This is a genomic window from Desertihabitans aurantiacus, from assembly GCF_003344635.1.
GTDB classification, from domain to species: Bacteria; Actinomycetota; Actinomycetes; order Propionibacteriales; family Propionibacteriaceae; genus Desertihabitans; species Desertihabitans aurantiacus.
Window position 1 is genome coordinate 40767 of record NZ_QPKK01000003.1, and the last position, 17499, is coordinate 58265.

Annotated in this window: 11 protein-coding genes; 3 read left to right on the forward strand and 8 right to left on the reverse strand. The window is 71.5% G+C overall.

Translation table 11 applies throughout. The features are described from left to right. Nucleotides 1–180: 180 nt before the first annotated feature. Nucleotides 181–5937, forward strand: coding sequence for a pullulanase-type alpha-1,6-glucosidase (gene pulA / locus DVA66_RS00875; protein WP_114558324.1), 5757 nt, complete (start codon nucleotides 181–183; stop codon nucleotides 5935–5937). After that, nucleotides 5934–6467 (forward strand): hypothetical protein, encoded by a 534-nt coding sequence (locus DVA66_RS00880; protein ID WP_114558325.1) that lies wholly within the window; start codon nucleotides 5934–5936, stop codon nucleotides 6465–6467. The genes pulA and DVA66_RS00880 overlap by 4 nt, the downstream gene beginning before the upstream one ends. 355 nt (nucleotides 6468–6822) lie before the next feature. Here DVA66_RS00880 and DVA66_RS00885 read toward each other — a convergent pair whose 3' ends face one another. From DVA66_RS00885 to DVA66_RS00915, 7 genes are all read right to left on the reverse strand, one after another. Further along, nucleotides 6823–7917, reverse strand: coding sequence for a Gfo/Idh/MocA family protein (locus DVA66_RS00885; protein WP_114558326.1), 1095 nt, complete (start codon nucleotides 7915–7917; stop codon nucleotides 6823–6825). Next, on the reverse strand, nucleotides 7914–8669 hold the full coding sequence (locus DVA66_RS00890; protein ID WP_114558327.1) for a ThuA domain-containing protein: 756 nt from the start codon (nucleotides 8667–8669) through the stop codon (nucleotides 7914–7916). Before DVA66_RS00890 ends, DVA66_RS00885 begins: the two co-directional genes overlap by 4 nt. Before the next feature lie 38 nt (nucleotides 8670–8707). Continuing rightward, entirely contained in the window at nucleotides 8708–9688 is a 981-nt protein-coding gene (locus DVA66_RS00895) for a carbohydrate ABC transporter permease (RefSeq protein WP_114558328.1), read from the reverse strand. Beyond that, the gene (locus DVA66_RS00900; RefSeq protein ID WP_114558329.1) at nucleotides 9685–10662 is read right to left on the reverse strand and encodes an ABC transporter permease; all 978 of its coding nucleotides are present in this window, start codon (nucleotides 10660–10662) and stop codon (nucleotides 9685–9687) included. Before DVA66_RS00900 ends, DVA66_RS00895 begins: the two co-directional genes overlap by 4 nt. Then, entirely contained in the window at nucleotides 10659–12302 is a 1644-nt protein-coding gene (locus DVA66_RS00905; protein ID WP_114558330.1) for an extracellular solute-binding protein, read from the reverse strand. Before DVA66_RS00905 ends, DVA66_RS00900 begins: the two co-directional genes overlap by 4 nt. 456 nt (nucleotides 12303–12758) lie before the next feature. Then, nucleotides 12759–13436 carry a GntR family transcriptional regulator gene (locus DVA66_RS00910; RefSeq protein WP_198671370.1) on the reverse strand — a complete coding sequence of 226 codons (678 nt, stop codon included), beginning with the start codon at nucleotides 13434–13436 and terminating at the stop codon, nucleotides 12759–12761. Between the two features lie 29 nt (nucleotides 13437–13465). Beyond that, a complete protein-coding gene (locus DVA66_RS00915) occupies nucleotides 13466–14338 on the reverse strand; it encodes a hydroxypyruvate isomerase family protein (RefSeq protein ID WP_232821663.1) in 873 nt (290 codons plus the stop codon). Nucleotides 14339–14399: 61 nt separating this feature from the next. Here DVA66_RS00915 and DVA66_RS00920 point away from each other — a divergent pair, with 61 nt between their 5' ends. Further along, nucleotides 14400–16535: an alpha-amylase family protein gene (locus DVA66_RS00920; protein WP_114558331.1), complete on the forward strand. Its 2136-nt coding sequence runs from the start codon at nucleotides 14400–14402 to the stop codon at nucleotides 16533–16535. Between the two features lie 21 nt (nucleotides 16536–16556). Here the strand turns inward: DVA66_RS00920 and DVA66_RS00925 are convergent. Beyond that, nucleotides 16557–17499, reverse strand: a 943-nt coding sequence (locus DVA66_RS00925) for a LacI family DNA-binding transcriptional regulator (RefSeq protein WP_157973755.1), incomplete at its 5' end; no start/stop codon positions are given.

Consider the following 17499-nt stretch of genomic DNA (forward strand, 5'->3'; position numbering starts at 1 on the left):
GTCCGTGCTGCCGGCCCCTGCTGGATCCCGGGCCTGCGCCGACGGCCGAGGTGGCGCGTGAGAGGTGGCTCCGGGTGCCGAGAGGTGCGGGAGGGCTCCGACGAGGACGCCCGTTGCCCAGCGCTCATCCGCAGGCTTACGCTCGCCAGATCCGGACGGCCTCCCGAAGGGATCGCAACGATGCGACCGACCCCGACCACCCCTGCCTCCACGCGCCACCGCCGCACCGCGGCCCTGCTCAGCGCGCTGGCGATCACCGCCACCGGCCTGACGGTCACCGCCGCTCCCACCCCGGCGCAGGCCGAGGACGAGCTCGTCACCCTGGTCGGCAGCCTGCAGAGCGAGCTCGGCTGCGCCTCCGACTGGGATCCCGGCTGCACCGAGACCGTCCTCGAGCCCACCGGCGGCACCGGGTACGCGGCCACGTTCACGGTCCCGGCCGGCAGCTGGGAGCTCAAGGTCGCCATCGGGGGCACCTGGGACGAGTCGCACCCGGCCGCCAACCGTCCGCTGGTGCTCGAGGCCCCGACCGAGGTCGAGGTCGCCTACGACTCCGAGACCGACGCGGTCGACGTCCGCTCCGCCGAGCTCCCCGGCGACGCCACGAAGGCCGACGCCGACCTCGCGCAGGACTCGCTGCGGGCGCCCGTCACCACCGAGCAGTTCTACTTCGTGATGGCCGACCGCTTCGCCAACGGCGACCCGTCCAACGACACCGGCGGCATCACCGGCGGACGGCTCGACCACGGCTTCGACCCCACCGACAAGGGCTTCTACCACGGCGGCGACCTCGCCGGCCTCCAGCAGCAGCTCGACTACATCGAGGGCCTCGGCACCACCGCGATCTGGCTGACGCCGTCGTTCGAGAACAACCCGGTGCAGGGCGCGGACGCCGACGCCAGCGCGGGCTACCACGGCTACTGGATCACCGACTTCACCCAGATCGACCCCCACCTCGGCACCAACGAGGAGATGAAGGCCCTCATCGACGCCGCCCACGCCCGCGGCATGAAGGTCTACTTCGACATCATCACCAACCACACCGCCGACATCATCGACTACGCCGAGGGCGAGTACTCCTATGTCGACAAGGCGATCGAGCCCTACCGCGACGCCACCGGCATCCCCTTCGACGACGCCGACTACGCCGGCACCGACACCTTCCCCGAGATCGACCCGGCCACCTCGTTCCCCTACACCCCGGTCTTCCGCGACGAGGCCGACGCGACAGTCAAAACCCCGGCCTGGCTCAACGACCCGCGGCTCTACCACAACCGCGGCGACTCCACCTTCGCCGGCGAGTCCAGCACCCACGGCGACTTCATCGGCCTGGACGACCTGTGGACCGAACGGCACGAGGTCGTCGACGGCATGATCGACATCTACTCCACCTGGGCCGAGTTCGGCATCGACGGGTTCCGCATCGACACCGTCAAGCACGTCAACCTGGAGTTCTGGCAGGAGTTCTCCCCCGCCGTCCTCGAGGCCGCCCGCGCCGGCAACGAGGACTTCTTCATGTTCGGCGAGGTGTTCGACGCCAACCCCGCCTACACCTCCACCTTCACCACCGAGGGCCAGCTGCAGGGCGTCCTCGACTTCGGCTTCCAGGCCCGCGCGGTCGAGGCCGCAGGCGGCGGCGTGGGCAGCACCGGGCTGCGCGACTTCTTCCTCGCCGACGACCTCTACACCGACACCGACTCCAACGCCTACCAGCTGCCCACCTTCCTCGGGAACCACGACATGGGCCGCGCCGCCATGCTGCTCGGGGCCAAGGGCCTGGACGACGCCGAGCTGCTGCAGCGGGTCGGACTCGCCCACGAGCTGATGTTCACCAGCCGCGGCCAACCGGTCGTCTACTACGGCGACGAGCAGGGCTTCATCGGCGCCGGCGGTGACAAGGACGCCCGCCAGGACATGTTCGCCACCCAGACCGCCCAGTACGCCGACGAGCCGGTCCTCGGCGGTCCGTCGGGGTCCCGCGACCGCTACGACACCAGCCACCCGCTGTACCAGCAGATCGTCGAGCTGTCCGAGCTGCGCGCCGACCACCCGGCGCTGGCCGACGGCGCCCAGCAGCACCGCTACGCCTCCGACCAGACCGGCCTGTACGCCTTCTCCCGGATCGACCGCGAGGAGCGCCGCGAGTACCTCGTCGTGGTCAACACCGGCGCCGAGGAGCAGACGGCCGCGATCCCCACCTGGACGCCGAGGGGCAGCCTGCGCGGCATCCACGGCGACGACGCCCGGCTCCGTGCCGACGCCGAGGGCCGCGTCGAGGTCACCGTGCCCGCGGCGTCCACCGTCGTCTACCGCGCCGACCAGCAATTGAAGAAGCGGAAGAGCGCGCCCGACGTCGTCCTCGTCAGCCCCGACGGACGCCCCGGGCAGCCGGCTGAGCAGGCCACCGTGGGCGGCCGCGCCGAGATCCGCGCCGGCACCACCGACAGCGTCTTCGCCCAGGCCAGCTTCGCCTGGCGTCCCGCCGGCACCAGCGAGTGGCGCCCGCTCGGCACCGACGACAACGCCCCCTACCGGGTCTTCCACGACGTCGACGACCTCTCCGCCGGCACCCTGGTCGAGTACCGGGTGGTGCTGGAGGACGCCAGCGGCAACCTCAGCGCCGACTCCTCCTCCGCCGTGGTCGGCGAGCCCGCCCCGCCGCCGATCGGCCCCGGCGGACCCACCGGACCGGTCGAGCAGCCCGAGGCGGTCTCGGTGCCCGGCGACCACAACAGCGAGATGGGCTGCGCCGCCGACTGGGCGCCCGACTGCGAGCAGGCCCAGCTCACCCTCGACCCCGACGACGACCTCTGGAAGGCCACGATCGACCTGCCCGCCGGCCCGCACGCCTACAAGGCCGCGGTCAACCGGTCCTGGGACGAGAACTACGGCGCCGGGGCGGTCCGCGACGGCGCCAACATCTCCTACACCGCTCCCGGCGGCCCGGTCACCTTCTACTACGACCACGCCACCCACTGGGTGACCAGCGACGCCCAGGGCCCGATCCTCACCGCCCCGGGCTCGATGCAGAGCGAGCTCGGCTGCCCCGCCGACTGGTCCCCGGACTGCATGCGCCCCTGGCTGCAGGACCCCGACGGCGACGGCACCTACACCTGGTCGTCGACCGAGGTGCCGGCCGGCAGCCACGAGCTCAAGGTCGCCCACGGCCTGGGCTGGGACGAGAGCTACGGCACCCCCGACGGCGGCAACGTCACTCTCACCGTCCCCGCCGACGGGCTGGTCACCACCATCAGCTACGTCCTCGCCACCCACCAGATCACCGTCAGCACCGCCGCCCCCGGCAGCGCGCCCGACCTCGGCCAGCAGCGCGCCTCCTGGGTCCGCGACGACCTGCTGGCCTGGCCGTCCGACGCGCTCGGCGACCTGCCCGTCGAGCTGCTCGACTGGCGGCTGCACAGCGCACCCGAGGGCGGGGCGGGCATCGACGCCGAGACGCTGTCCGGCACCCGCTCGGTCCCGCTCACCCGGCTGCCCGACGGACTGCCCGAGGACGTCCTCGAGGACTTCCCGCACCTGGAGGGCTACGTCGCACTGCGGCTCGACACCACCGACAAGGCCGCGAAGGAGTGGCTGACCGGGCAGCTCGCGGTGGCGATGTACGACGACATCGGACGCCTCCAGGACGCGACCGGCGTCCAGGTGCCCGGCGTCCTCGACAACCTCTACGCCGACGCCGCCGACGCCGACCTCGGCGTCACCTGGCAGGGACGACCCGGTGCGGCCCGGCCGTCGCTGCGGCTGTGGGCGCCGACCGCCAAGGACGTCGACCTGCTGGTCTGGCCCGGCGCCGGCGCGGAGACCCGTCCGGTCGAGGAGGCCACCCGCGTCCAGCTGCGGCGCGATCCCGACGGCACCTGGCTCGGCCGCGGCACGCCGCGCTGGAACGGCGCGCACTACCTGTACGAGGTGCGGGTCTACGTGCCGGAGACCGACACGGTGGAGACCACGCTGGTCACCGACCCGTACTCGGTCGCGCTGACGCTGGACTCCACCCGCTCGGTGCTGGTCGACCTGCGCGACCCCGACCTGGCACCCGAGCAGTGGCGCTCGGCCGAGCCGCCGACCCTGAGCGACGAGGTCGACCAGTCCATCTACGAGCTGCACGTGCGCGACTTCTCGATCGGTGACGAGGACGTCCCCGCCGAGCAGCGCGGCTCCTACCTGGCCTTCGCCGCCGACGGCAACGGGACGCGGCACCTGCGCGAGCTGGCCGATGCCGGGCTCAACACCGTGCACCTGCTGCCGACCTTCGACATCGCCTCCATCCCCGAGGACCCGGCCGACCAGCGCACGCCGGGCTGCGACCTCGCCGCCCTGCCGCCGGACAGCCCCGAGCAGCAGGCCTGCATCGCCGAGGTCGCCGCCGCCGACGCCTTCAACTGGGGCTACGACCCGTGGCACTTCATGGCCCCCGAGGGCTCCTACGCCTCCACCGCTCAGACCGCACACGGCGGGCAGCGGGTGACCGAGTTCCGGGCCATGGTCGGCGGGCTGCACGACGCCGGGCTGCGGGTGGTGCTCGACCAGGTGTACAACCACACCGCCGCCTCCGGGCAGGCCGAGAAGTCGGTGCTCGACAAGGTGGTGCCCGGCTACTACCACCGGCTCGACGCGGTCGGTGAGGTGGAGACGTCGACCTGCTGCCAGAACGTCGCCACCGAGCACGCGATGGCGCAGAAGCTGATGGTCGACTCGACCGTGCTGTGGGCCCGCGACTACAAGGTCGACGGGTTCCGCTTCGACCTCATGGGCCACCACAGCCGGGAGAACATGCTGGCGGTCCGGGCGGCGCTGGACGAGCTGACGGTGGCCCGCGACGGCGTCGACGGGTCGGCGGTGACGCTGTACGGCGAGGGCTGGAACTTCGGTGAGGTGGCTGACAACGCCCGCTTCACCCAGGCCACCCAGGGCCAGCTCGACGGGACGCACATCGCCACCTTCAACGACCGGCTGCGCGACGGCGTCCGCGGTGGCGGGCCGTTCGACGAGGACCCGCGCACACCCGGTTTCGGCAGCGGCGGCACGGATCCCAACGACACCGACCTGGTGCAGATCGGGCTCACCGGCAACCTGCGCGACTTCGAGCTGCGCTCGGCCGAGACCGGTGAGGTGGTGAGCGGGGAGGAGATCGGCTACAACGGCGCCCCGGCCGGCTACGCCACCGACCCCGACGAGGTGGTCACCTACGTCGACGCCCACGACAACGAGACGCTGTTCGACGCACTGACGTTCAAGCTGCCGCCCGACCTGCCGATGGAGGACCGGGTGCGGATGAACACCGTCTCGCTCGCGACCGCGACGCTCGGGCAGGGGGTGACCTTCTGGCACGCCGGCACGGACCTGCTGCGCTCGAAGAGCCTGGACCGCAACTCCTACGACTCCGGCGACTGGTTCAACAGCCTCGACTTCACCCGCACCGACAACGGGTTCGGCCGCGGGCTGCCGCCGGCGCCGGACAACGAGGACAAGTGGGACTACATGCGTCCGCTGCTGGCCGACCCCGACCTCAAGCCGGCCCCGGCCGACATCGACGCCGCCGCCGAGGCCGCCCAGGACCTGCTCCGGCTGCGCTACTCCTCTCCCCTGTTCCGGCTGGGCTCGGCCGAGGCGGTCGAGCAGAAGGTCAGCTTCCCGGTCTCGGGCACCGCAGACGGCCGCGCCGACGTCATCGTTCTGCGCATCGACGACACCGTCGGGGCGGACGCCGACCCCGAGCGGGACGGGTTGCTGGTCGTCTTCAACGCCTCCGGCGAGACGCTCACCCAGACGGTGCCCGGACTGGAGGGTGCGGAGCTGGAGCTGTCGGCTGTCCAGGCCGACGGCGCTGATGAGGTGGTGAAGGGCGCGACCTGGGACGCCGAGGCCGGAGCCGCGAGCGTGCCGCCGCGGACGGTGGCGGTGTTCGAGCAGCGATGACGAGAGGTCGGAGAGTCCTGCTGGGTCTGCTGGTCACCGCGCCACTGCTGCTCACCTCCTGCACGGACGACTCGGCCGTGTCGTCGGTGCGTGCGGAGCTGGTGACCGACCCGGCGCCGGTCCTCGCCGTGGACGCGTGCCCGTCCGAGCGGTTCTCCGACGACGGCGCCAGCTACCTCTACCCCGACCTCGCCGAGGGCTCGGTGCCCGACGGGGTTGCGGTGGTGGAGCTGGTCTGGTGCGAGCTCGCCGGCCAGCACGTGGTCGAACGCCGGACCACCGACGTGAGCGACGCGCTGCTCGAGCAGGTGTCGGACCGGACTCTCACCCGGGGCCAGGTCGACGGCGAGTGCCCGGCGACGCCGCCCGAGGTGCCGGCGCTGCTCGCGGTGACCGACACGGGCACCTACCGGGTCGCACTGCCGCGGACTCCGGGCTGCGGCATGGTCAGCCCGGTCGTCGGAGCCGCGCTCGACCCCGACGACGACCGGTGGCACCTCACCCGCACGGTGCGTATCGACCAGCCCTGATCCCCGGGGGGCGAAGGACGGTCGGCCGTCGTGCCGGTCGCCTTCGGTGAGGGATCGGACAGGGCTGGAACAACGCGCTGAGCCGTCGAAGCGCGAGCACGGGCCGCCCGCCCTTCAGCGCTGATCGCCCTTCGACAAGCTCAGGGCGCTGTGGTCGGCACCTCCTCGACCCCGGCGCCGGAGGCCTCCACCGATCGCCATCGGTGAGGGATCCGCCGGGCCGGGACAACGCGCTGAGCTCGTCGAAGCGCAAGCACGGCCGGCTCACTCCCATGGTGATCGCCCTTCGACAGGCTCAGGGCGTTCTGGTCGGCACCGCCTCGACGACGCGTTGCTACCGCGGGCTGTCCACGGGTCAGCCAGAGGCCCGCGCCACGACCTCCGGCAGCAGCTCACGTACGTGCCGGTCGGTCTCCCGCTGCTGTGCGACCTCCAGAGCCTGCTCCCACACCTCGGCCATGCTGACCTGGGCTCGCCGCTCCGCCGACAGCACGGCGGCCTCGACCATGGCCAGACTGCCCAGGTTGTCGATCACCACACCATCGGGCACCGGGCCACCGCGGACCGCGGCGACCAGCTGGTCCAGGCCCGCGGCGATGCCCTCGGACTCGGTGTCGAGGTCGTCCAGCGGCACCGATCCAGTGCCTGTGCCCAGCCGGGGCACGGAGTCACCGTCCCAGAGCAGTGAGCCTTGGGGGGTCTCGACCCGCCAGGCCCCGTTCCACGACGTCTCCTCCCCCAGCGAGCACCAGGAACCGTGGTAGCTGAACTGGCTGCCGTCGTCGAGCTCGAAGACCGCGACGGCCTCGGCTGCGCCCTTGTACCAGCTCCAGGGCGGGTTGGACTCCAAACACAGCACGCTCCGCGGCTTGGCGCCGGTCAGCAGGCGGGCGGTGTCGAAGGGGTGGATCGCCATGTCCAGCAGCAGCGGGTGCTCCATCTCCTCCCGGAACCCGCCGAAGCGGGGTCCGCGGGCGAAGGAGCAGCTGATCGCTCCGGTCGGCGCCAGCTCGCCCGCGGCACGGGCCAGGCGGCGGACGTGGCGGGTGTGCCGTCGGGACTGGCTGACGCTGAGCAGCCGACCGGTGGCGCGGGCCACCGCAGCCAGCCGGAGCCCGTCGGCCAGCGAGTCCGCCGCGGGCTTCTCCGAGACCACGTCGAGCCCCGCCTCCATCGCCGCGCGGCTGACCTCGTGGTGGGCCGCCGGCACGGTCGTGTTGACCAGGATGTCGGCCTCCACCTCGGCCAGGATCGCGCCCAGCTCACTGGCGAGCTGCACACCGTCGGCCCCCACGGTCCGGACCGCCTCCGCAGCCCGGGCGGTGTCCAGGTCGACCACGGCCACCGGGACGGTCCCTGCGGACCGGTGCACGAGCCCCAGCCACTTCGAGCCCATGCCGCCCGCACCCACCACCACGGTGCGCAGCGGGTCCGGGGCGCCTGCGCTCACCAGACGCTCCGCTCGGCCACCCGCCGCAGCCCGGGGAGGCGGCGCTCACCCCGGGGGTCCCGTGCCCAGCGCACCCCGTTGGCGATCACGCGCTGCACGTCGGGATGGTCGTAGACCGGGTACTCCTGGTCGCCGGGGCTGAAGTAGAAGATGCGGCCGTTGCCCCGCCGGAAGGTGCAGCCGGAGCGGAACACCTCCCCACCCTCGAAGGAGCTGATGAAGACCAGCTCGTCCGGCGCCGGGATGTCGAAGAACTCCCCGTACATCTCCTGCTTGTCGATGCGGATCGGGTTGGGCACGCCCTCGGCGATGGGGTGGCCGGGGTCGACGGTCCAGACCCTCTCCTGGCGGCCGTCGTTGCGCCAGCTCAGCGAGCAGGTGGTGCCCATCAGCCGCCGGAAGATCTTGGAGAAGTGGCCCGAGTGCAGCACCAGCAGCCCCAGACCGGACAGCACCTGCTGCTGCACCCGGTCCACGACCTCGTCCTGGACCTCGCGGTGGGCCTTGTGCCCCCACCAGGTCAGGACGTCCGCCCACTCCAGTGCCTGCTCGTCCAGCCCGTGCTCGGGCTCGTCCAGGGTGGCGGTGCGCACCTCGACCGACGGGCCGAGCACCCGGCGCAACCCCTCCGCGATGGTGGTGTGCATCCCCTCCGGGTACAGCTCGGCCACGTGCGGCTCCAGCACCTCGTGGCGGTTCTCCCCCCACACCAGGACCCGGATGGGGTCGCCGCTCGGTCGTTCCTCACTCATGTCCTTCTCCTCTGTGTCGGCACGGATCGCACGGGCACTCATCCCTTCACGGCGCCGATCATCACCCCGGTGGCGAAGTGCTTCTGGATGAAGGGGTACACCAGCAGCACGGGCACCATGGCCAGCACGACCACCGCCATCTGCAGGGCCAGCGAAGCCGGGACGCCCTCGGCCGCGAGCTCGGCGCCCGGGGCACCCGGCACCGCCTGACCCTGCAGCACGTAGGAGCGGAGCACCAGCTGCAGCGGCCACTTCGTGGTGTCGTTGATGTACAGCAGCGCGTTGAAGAAGGCGTTCCAGTACGCCACCCCGTAGAACAGCCCGATCACCGCCACCACGGCCTTGGAGACCGGCAGCACGATCTGGAACAGGATGCGCCACTCCCCGGCCCCATCGATGCGCGCGCTGTCGATCATCGACCGGTCCACGTTCATGAAGAAGTTGCGCATGATCAGGACGTTGAAGGCAGAGACCGAGGTCGGCAGGATCAGGGCCCACAGGGTGTCGATCAGGCCCAGGCTGGAGACCAGCAGGTAGGTCGGGATCATCCCGGCGCCGAAGAACATCGTGATCAGCACCAGGAAGAGGATCGGCTTGTGCAGCAGCGTCCCGGGACGCGACAGCGCGTAGGCCCCCAGGATGGAGACGATCAGGCTGATGGCGGTACCGACCACGGTGACGAAGACCGACACACCCACAGCACGGGTCACCACCCCGCCAGCCAGGATCTGCTGGTAGGCGTTGAGGCTCAGGTCCGTGGGCACCACCACGAGGCCACCGGCTGCGGTGATGGCCTCCTGCGTCGAGAAGCTCGTGATCACGACGGTCCACAGCGGGAACAGCACCGCCAGCACCACCAGGCACAGGAAGACGATCTTGGCCAGCTTGGTCGCTGCCTTGGGCTCCTCCTCCCAGGCCGGACGGTCCGGGTGGTGGCCGCGCCGACGTCGGAGGCGGTCGGGTGCGGGATCAGCCACCGGGTCGGGCTGACGCTTGGGTCCGGGCAGGGTCACGGTCATCGCTGGTACACCCCCGCCTCGCCGAACACGTGGGCGACCTTGTTGGCCCCGACCACCAGCAGCATGCTCACCACTCCCTTGATCAGCCCGGCAGCCGCGCCATAGCTCCAGTCGCCGTAGATCACGCCGGTGTAGTAGACGAACGTGTCAAGCACCTCCGCCGCCTGCGCACCCACGGCCTCGCGCTGCAGGATCAGCTGCTCGAAGCCGACCGAGAGCGAGTCACCGAGACGCAGGATGAGCAGCAGGATGATGACCGGCTTGAGGGCTGGCAGGGTGATGTGCCACATCCGACGCAGGGCGCTGGCCCCGTCGACCGCGGCAGCCTCGTACTGCTCGGTCTGCACCGTGCTCAGCGCGGCGAGGAAGACGATCATCCCCCAGCCCGCATCGCGCCACACCGACTGGGCCGTGAGCAGCAGGATGAAGACATCCGGATTGGTCATGATCTCCAGCGGCTCGTACCCCCGCGAGGTGAGGAACTCGTTGAGCAGACCAGCCCCTCCGAAGATCTGCTGGAAGATCGCCACCACGATGACCCACGAGAAGAAGTGGGGCAGGTAGGTGATCGCCTGGATCGTCATCTTGATGCGTGCCGACAGCAGCGTGTTCAGCACCAGCGCCAGCACGATCGGCACCGGGAAGTAGAACACCAGCTGGAACGCGGTGATCGCCAGCGTGTTGGCGACCGCGGACCAGAAGGCCTCGTCCGCGACCACCCGCTCGAAGTTGCGCCACCCGACCCACGGGCTGTCCAGGATGCCGGTGTAGGGCGAGTAGTCCTTCCAGGCGATGACGTTGCCCAGCATCGGGACGTAGGCGAACACCAGCAGGAGCACCACGATGGGCACCGCCATCACCAGCAGCGGACCGTCGCGCCTCAGCCGGGTCCGCAACGACACCTTCCGCAGCACCGCCGGAGATCTCGGGTCACCTCCCACCGGTGGGTGGCGCGGGGTCTGGGTGATCGTCATCCCTGGGCCTCGAGTGCCTCGAGGTAGAAGGCGCGCATCCGGTCACCGCCGGAGCGCCGCCAGTCCTCCACGGCGGCGTCCAGATCGGCCATCGTCCGCCGTCCCCGGGCGATGTCGGCCTCCAGGTCCTCGAAGGGGCCGGACAACGAGGCGAACTCGTTGGGCACCACCAGGGTGCGCCCGTAGAAGGGGGGTTCGACGGCGTACTCCATCACCGAGGCCATCCAGCTCGTCATGTCCTCGACATAGCCGTCGTACTGGACCTCCGTCGCCGCGCGCTCCGCGCGGGAGATCCAGGTGTAGGTGCGCACGACCTCCCGCTCACCCTGGTCGGTGAGGTAGAACGCCCCCCGCTCGTCACGCTCGTGGTGCGTGCCCTCGACCCCGTAGTCGAGCAGGACGTTCTCGCGCGATCCGAACGGGGCGGCGAAGTAGTTGGCCAGCGCGAGCTGCTCCTCGATCCGGGCCGGGTCCTCGCTCTTCTTCAGGAAGGAGAACAGGTTGGCAGGGGTGCCCTTCCAGACCACGGGCTCACCGGTCCCGTCGGCGGCGAACAGCGGCACCGGGTACATGTCGAAGTCCGGGTTACCGGGTCGGGCCGCCCGCAAGGTGGAGAGCCAGCCACCCACGCCGTCGCCGGTGATGGCCACCTCTCCGGAGATGAACCGCTGCCGGCCCTGCTGGCTGTTGCCGGCCACCGAGTCCGGGTGCACCACGCCAGCGGCGAACACGCGCGCCTGATACTCCATCGCCGCCCGGTACTCATCGGTCTCGTAGCGGTGCACCAGCGTGCCGTCCCGCTCCACCCACAACGGCGGCGTGCCGAAGATGGTGTGGACCGCGCTGCCGTCGGACAGGTCGTTCACGGCCCACCGTCCACCGCCGGTCAGCTCCTTGAGCAGGGAGAGGAAGTCCTCGGCGCTGCTCGGGGCCACCTCGATCCCGAGCTCCTCCATCAGGTCGCGCCGCTGGAAGATCGTGGTGGTGATGGTGTCGCTGGCGTACGGGAGGGCGTAGAGCCCGCCGTTGAACACGCAGCAGCTCCACATCGCCGTGGGCAGCGCCGCCAGGTTCGGGTAGCGCTCGATGGCGTCGCCGGCCAGGAACGGCGTCAGGTCCTGGAAGTTGGCCCGCACGGCGTCGTCGAAGCGGGTGGGCATGCCCGAGGACTGCACGGTGACGAAGTCCGGGACGTTGCGGGGCGAGGCGAGCACGGCCTGGAGGCGTTCGTTGTAGGAGTTGCCGTCGGTGATGTTGAACTGGAACCGCGCGCCGATCTCGGCGTCCACGGCCTGCATGTAGGCGTTGTCCTCACGGCCGGGGGGCACGGTCGCCCACAGCGGGGTCATCGCGGTGAACTCGCTGCCCCGTCCGGGCACCTCGGGAACGGTTTGCACCATCTCCCTGGGGATGGTGGTGAACCCCGACACCGAGCCGTTGACGCCCTTGATGTCGGGCTCGACGATGCTCTGCGGGATGTACTTCGGGAGCACGCTGGGGTCCAGGGCGGCCCCCGAGGGCGAGACCGGGGCCGGGGTACCGCCGCCAGAGCACGCGGCCAGACCCGCTCCGACGGCGGTTCCGCCCGCCAGCCCGAGGAACAGTCGTCGGTCGATGCGGTTGGCGCGGATCGTGCTCATAAGGATCTCCCATCACGTCATTGTCGGGGTCGACTTGTTGAAGCGCTTCGATACTCGCCTCCGCCACTTCGTCTGTCAAGAGACATTGTCTGCCAATCTTACGACGGCGTGAGGGTGGTGGTGGTGGTCGGTGGGCAGCACGGGCTATTGGGTGAGGCCGTCGACGCCCGACGAGCACGGCCCCGACGTCGACACCGACCCGCGAGCTGACGCGGGCGCCGGACCTACGTCGGCGAGCGGAGCAGGCCCCGGGATCCTCGCCTGACAGGCGGATCCAGGCCGCGCGTGGTAGCCGACACGGACGTCACCGTGTCCACCCACGGCGGTAGGCCACCGTGGAGGTGGCGAAGCCCTTCGGCTCACGAGATGGTGGTGCTGGTGTTTCCTGCCCGAGCCTCCCGTCGGTCGGTGCCGGCGGAAGTCCTCCGACGAGGTGTGCGAGCTCGCGTGGTGGGCTCAGCCCTGGTCGCCGGCTTCGAGCTGCGCCAGCACCCGCTCCCGCGACCGCGTCAGGTGATCGGCGATCGCCGTCTTCGCACCGTCGACGTCGCCGGCGCGGACCGCCTCCATCACCGCCACGTGCTCGGCCACCACGGTCGAGGGGGTGGTGCGTCGGTGGGCGGCGAACTGACCCATGGTCAGGTGGATCTCGCCGGAGATCATCTCGTACATCCTGGTCAGCCGCTCACTGCCGAGGCCGTGGATCAACGACCAGTGGAAGGCGATGTCGGCCTGGACCTGCTCGGTGAAGTCGGCGCGCTGCGCCGCTGCCTCCATCAGCGTCTGGGCCCGGGCGGTCTCGTCCGGCACATGGTGCAGGGCGGCGAGGTGGCCGGTCGCCGCTTGCTCGAAGGTGATCCGGCTGAAGAACAGGTCGTCGATCTCGGCCGCACCCAGCCGTGGCACCACCGCCGACTTGTGCGCCACCCGGCGCAGCAGCCCGAGCGCGGTCAGCCGCTCCAGGCACGACTTCGCCGTCGGCCGGGCCACCCCGTACTCCGAGGTCAGGCGCTGCTCGGTGACCTTTTCCCCCGGCGCGATCTCGCCGTTGATGATCCGGGCGCGCAGCGACTCGTAGACGGCCTCCGTCAGCGATGAGGGACCGAGCTTGAACTGACTCGTCGTGGTGACCACGCAGCATCCTCCTGTTCTCGGCGGCGACGTCAGCGCGACGCCGGCGCGTGGTGCTGCCCATGATGGCAGCCGGTGGTAGATCCGGTCCGCAACCACCCCAGGCCGTCGAGGGAGCCGGCGGCGGGCCGGTACTCCGCCGCCACCAGCCCGTCGTAGCCGGCCCGGTGCAGCGCGTCGGCGACGGCGTCCCAGGGCACCTCCCCGCTGCCGGGCTCGGAGCGGTCCGGGACGTCGGCGAGCTGGACGTGCCCGATCCTGCCCGCCGCCGCTTCCACCGCGGCCGGCAGGTCGACCCCGTTCATGCCGAGGTGGAAGGTGTCGACCAGCAAGGCCAGGCCCGGCACGCCGGCCTCGTCGAGCAGGGCCAGCACCTCGGTGTGGGTGGTCAGCGGATACTCCCCGTTGAGGCCGCGGGCCAGCGGCTCCACCAGCACCGTGCCGCCGACCTCAGCCACCGCATCAGCGGCCCGTCGGTAGGCCTCCAGCGCGGTCCTGTGCTGGACGTCGAGGTCCTGGGAGGGGTCGAGCTGGCCGTGCAGCAGGTTGAAGTAGCGGCAACCGGTGGCCTCGGCGATCCGGAGCAGGACCGCCGTGCTGGCGACCAGCTCGTCCTGCCGCTCCTGCCGGCAGGCGATCCCGCGTTCACCGCCGGGCATGTCCCCGGCGTAGAAGTTGAGCCCGGTGAGCCGCAGCCCGGAGTCGGCCAGCAGCCGCACCAGGTCGTCGACGTCGGCCTCGTCCGGGCTCGGACCGGCGAAGGGCCACCAGCTCTCCACCAGGGTGAAACCGGCCGCCGCGGCGGCCGCGAACCGCTCGCGGTAGGGCAGCTCGGTGAAGAGCAGCGAGAGGTTGGCACTGACGTCGAACCCGTTCCAGCTGAGGCGTCGCTCCATGGCCACCATCTTGGCAGATTATGCCCGACATGTCAGCATGTCTGACAACAAAGGAAGAAGAGGTCGACCGATGACGATCACCGCCCCGAAGCCTGCCTCCGCCATCCCCGCCCGCGATCCGAACTGGTACCGCGGCGCGACCCGGTGGACCCAGCTAACCTTCACCGACGACGACCCGGCCGTCCTCGACGTCGACTTCTGGCTCGACGTCATGCGCCGCACCCGTTCGAACGCGCTCTGCCTCAGCGCCGGCGGGTACATGGCCTTCTACCCGACCCGGATCCCGTTCCACCACCGGAGCGTCCACCTCGGCGACACCGACCCGTTCGGCGCACTGGTCGAGGGCGCCCGCCGGCTCGGCATGCACGTGATGGCCCGGGTCGACCCGCACGCCGTGCACGCCGACGCCGCCGAGGCCCACCCGGAGTGGCTCGCGGCCGACGCCGAGGGACGTCCGATCCCGCACGCCTCCCAGCCGGGCGTCTGGTACACCGACCCCTGCAGCAGCTACCACCGCGACTACATGACCGAGGTCGCCCGCGAGATCGTCTCCGACTACGACGTCGACGCGGTCTTCGCCAACCGCTGGGAGGGCCACGGCGGCGTCTCCTACGCCGAGGGCACGGCCCGGGCCTTCCTGGCCGACACCGGCCACCGGCTGCCGCACGTCGACCGCCCCGACGACCCCGCCTGGACGGCCTACGCCGGCTGGCGCAGCCGACGGCTCAGCGAGCTGGTGGTGCGCTGGGACGACGCCGTCCGCGCCATCCGTCCGCACGTCCGGTTCATCCCCAACCGCGGCGCGATGCTCACCCGCGACCTGGTGCGCGAGCTGGTGGACGACCGCTACCCGATGTTCTTCGTCGACAAGCAGGGCCGCTCCGGCACCGAGCCGGCTTGGATGTCGGGACGGATCGGCAAGCGCAGCCGCGGGCTGTACCCCGAGCGTCCCGTCGCCCTCATCACCTCGGTCGGCCCGGAGTCGCCCGTCCTGCGGTGGAAGGACTCGGTCGCCGACGGCCACGAGCTCCGCAGCTGGATCGTCGACGGCTTCGCCCACGGCGCCCTGCCCTGGTTCACCAAGTTCAAGGCCGAGTGCTTCGACACGCGCTGGGTCGAGCCGGTGGCCGAGGCCTACCGCCTGCACCAGCGCTGCGAGCCGGTGTTCTCCCGGCTCCCGATCACCGCCGAGGTGGCGGTGCTCGACAGCCGCTCCAGCACCGGCCCCTGGGGTGGTCACGGCGCTCCGAGCAGCCACGAGGACGGCTTCTACCAGGCGCTGGTCGAAGCCCGGATCCCCTTCGAGTACATCGCCGGCGAGGCGCTCACCCTCGAGCGGCTCCAGGACGTGCGGGTGCTGGTGCTGCCGCGGGCCGTCCAGCTGGAGGCGACCCAGGTGGAGGTCATCGAGCAATTCGTGGCCGGTGGCGGGAGCGTCGTCGCTGCGTTCGACTCCGGTCTGCCGCCCACCACCGAGCCGGACCAGCCCAGCCTGGCCGGGCTGCTCGGCGTCCGGCTGGTCGAGGACGTCCGTGGTCCGGTGAAGAACAACTACATCACCCTCGCCGACCCGCACCCGGTCAACCAGGGCTACGACGGGGCGCAGCGGATCGTCGGCGGCTCCCACCTGCTGGGCATCGAGGCGGTGGACGCCGCCGACGTGGTGTTCCGCTTCGTCCCCGACTACCCCGACCTGCCCATGGAGGAGGTCTACCCGCGGCCCGGCGTCGAGCGGCCGGCGGTGGTGGCCCGCGAGCACGGCTCGGGCGGTCGCACGGTGCACATCGCCTTCGACCTCGGCCACATCTTCTGGGACGCGCTCCAGTCCGACCACGGCCGGCTCATCGCCAACGCCGTCCGGTGGGCGCTCGGCGACGCCGGGCCGTCGATCGAGGTCGGTGGACCGGGGCTGGTCGACGTCGCGGTCCGGTCCGCGGAGGGGGAGGTGGCGGTGGCGGTGGTCAACCTCACCAACCCGATGGCGATGCGCGGGCAGCACCACGAGACGATCCCGCTGCCGGGCCAGACCGTCAGCGTCCGGCTGCCGGCGGGAGTCCGGGACGTCGCGGCCGGGCTGCTCGTCGCCGGCGCCCCCACCGAGGTCGAGGTCGTCGACGGCCACGCCGTGGTCCGGCTCGGCCCGGTAGAGGTGCTCGAGGTCGTCCACCTGCGCTGGGACGCGGCGAGCCGCGCCACGGCACACTGAGCCCGTCGAAGCGCGAGGGGCTCAGGAAGGGGGCGGGGCGGTGGAGGCGCGGACGAGGAGCTCCTCGTCGGTGCTCCAGCGCACCTCGTCGACCTCGATGCCGAGCTCCTGCAGCAGCAGCTGGGCGGCGACGCGTCCGCGGAGGACGACGTTGCGCTGCACGGTGGTCAGCGGCGGGTCGATCCACTGCCCGACCGTCTGGCCCCCCGCACCGATCACCGAGACGTCGCCCGGGGTGCGCAGGCCGAGGTCACGGGCGGCCTTGATGCCGGCGATGGCCATGGTGTCGCTGCCGTACAGCAGGGCGGTCGGCCGGTCCGCGGCGATGAGCACCTCGTGGGTCGCCTGCTCGCTGGCGGTGCCGGAGTAGGAGGTCGACACCACCGGGCCGAGCTCCAGCCCGTGGTCGCGGACCGAGGCCTCGAACGCCTCCCGGCGGCGCACCGCCTGCACGCGGGTGCCCGGACCACCGATGAACCCGAGATGGCGGTGCCCGAGCCCGCGCAGGTGGTCGACCGCCTGGTCGATCGCCGGACGCGGGTCGGTGCGCACGTGCGGGATCGGGTCGTCCCCGTCCGGCGTCCCGACGAGCACCGCCGGCAGTCCCAGCTCGCGCAGCAGCGCCGGCCGGGTGTCGCCGATCACGCTGTCGGTGAGGATCGCCCCGTCGACACGGCCGGCGTCGACCAGGCGGCGGTAGATCTCGCTCTCCGCGCCGGGCGGCTGGTCCACCAGGTGCAGGAGCAGGCCGTAGCCGCGGCCGCTCAGCGTGGTCTCGATGCCGGTGATCAGCTCGGCGGTGGTGGCCGAGACCGTCGGCGGCGCCTCGTGCCGGTTGAGCACCAGCGCCACCGTCTGCGAGCGCGCCCGGCGCAGCGCCACCGCGTGCGCGCTGGGACGCCAGTGCAGGTCGCGGGCCGCCTGCAGCACCCGGTCACGGGTCGCGGCGGAGATCGACCCGGTG

What these genes read in the sequence shown, in the direction of transcription:
- pulA (WP_114558324.1), top strand. Translation starts at nt 181, where the DNA reads ATGCGACCGACCCCGACCACCCCTGCCTCCACGCGCCACCGCCGCACC.
- DVA66_RS00880 (WP_114558325.1), top strand. Translation starts at nt 5,934, where the DNA reads ATGACGAGAGGTCGGAGAGTCCTGCTGGGTCTGCTGGTCACCGCGCCA.
- DVA66_RS00890 (WP_114558327.1), bottom strand. Translation starts at nt 8,669, where the DNA reads ATGAGTGAGGAACGACCGAGCGGCGACCCCATCCGGGTCCTGGTGTGG.
- DVA66_RS00895 (WP_114558328.1), bottom strand. Translation starts at nt 9,688, where the DNA reads ATGACCGTGACCCTGCCCGGACCCAAGCGTCAGCCCGACCCGGTGGCT.
- DVA66_RS00900 (WP_114558329.1), bottom strand. Translation starts at nt 10,662, where the DNA reads ATGACGATCACCCAGACCCCGCGCCACCCACCGGTGGGAGGTGACCCG.
- DVA66_RS00905 (WP_114558330.1), bottom strand. Translation starts at nt 12,302, where the DNA reads ATGAGCACGATCCGCGCCAACCGCATCGACCGACGACTGTTCCTCGGG.
- DVA66_RS00915 (WP_232821663.1), bottom strand. Translation starts at nt 14,338, where the DNA reads ATGGTGGCCATGGAGCGACGCCTCAGCTGGAACGGGTTCGACGTCAGT.
- DVA66_RS00920 (WP_114558331.1), top strand. Translation starts at nt 14,400, where the DNA reads ATGACGATCACCGCCCCGAAGCCTGCCTCCGCCATCCCCGCCCGCGAT.